This window comes from Vibrio sp. YT-17 (genome assembly GCF_033337375.1).
Taxonomy (GTDB): Bacteria; Pseudomonadota; Gammaproteobacteria; order Enterobacterales; family Vibrionaceae; genus Vibrio; species Vibrio alginolyticus.
This window is the reverse complement of sequence record NZ_JAWOQP010000228.1, coordinates 1-1,001: the sequence shown is the minus strand read 5'-3', so window position 1 is coordinate 1,001 and position 1,001 is coordinate 1. Positions and strand designations below refer to the sequence as shown.

Here is a 1,001-nt window from a genome sequence, read left to right as displayed (position 1 = left end):
CCGCCATAACACCCCAGAAGTACGAACCAAAAATGTTGAAGATGCCAACATACGCCAGTGCCATTGCGGCGGTTGAGGCTGGTAAATCTTTATCTGCCAGATAACTTGGTAAGTGAGTTGCAATGAACATCACGTGAAAGCCGCACACAAAGAAACCTGCATGAATCAGCCAATAACCTCTGTGAGAGAAAGCTTCTTTTAATGCTTCTTTTAGGGTTTGTGTGTCTTCCTGAACATTTGCATGGTTACTTGCTTGTGGCTTCGCAGTTCTCATGAACAATGCAAACATCACCATAAAGCTACACAGTACAGCGAATGCTTGAAGTGCGCCTTGCCAGCCAAAATCACTCAAAAGCACTTGTGATCCAGGGATCATGGCGAACATACCAAACGATCCCGCAGCGGTAGTTAAACCAAATGCTTTACCTGCATGTTGTGCAGGGACAACCTTTGCTACTGCCCCTAACACAATGACGTAGCTGGTTGCGCTCAAACCAAAACCGACCAAAATGCCAAGTGATAGATACATCATGGTTGGCTCAATGGCGATAGAAGTAAGGTAAAGACCTAAAGCGTAAGAAAAGGCACCTAAAATGATAATACGCTTCGCGCCCCAACGGTCTGATGCCATGCCGACAAAAGGTTGGAATACGCCAAACAACAAGTTTTGCAAGGCAATAGCAAAGCTAAAGAACTCGCGCCCGGTCTGAAAGTAGTCTGAAATTGGCATCATAAAAATACCGAAAGATTGTCTGATCCCTAGACAAATAATCAAAATCCCTATTCCAAGCCAAACAAGAACTGGAAATCGGAAAATACTCATAGTTTGCTCTTATTAATGATGGTGGTGATGAGAATGATCATGGTGTTCGTTGTCTCCCGTTGTTTGGTGACAACCGCTGTTGATGGCTTGTTCTGCTAATATTTCCAGCAACTTCGGAGAGTTATGGACGATGATTAGAGATAGCCCCAACATGATGGACATTCTCGACACCTGAGCG

At 44.5% G+C, this 1,001-nt stretch carries 1 protein-coding gene; it reads right to left on the bottom strand.

What is annotated here, in order from left to right; all coding sequences use genetic code 11:
• On the bottom strand, positions 1 to 823 hold an 823-nt coding region (locus R7F67_RS25130), incomplete at its 3' end, for an MFS transporter (protein ID WP_318057574.1).
• Positions 824 to 1,001 lie beyond the last annotated feature (178 nt).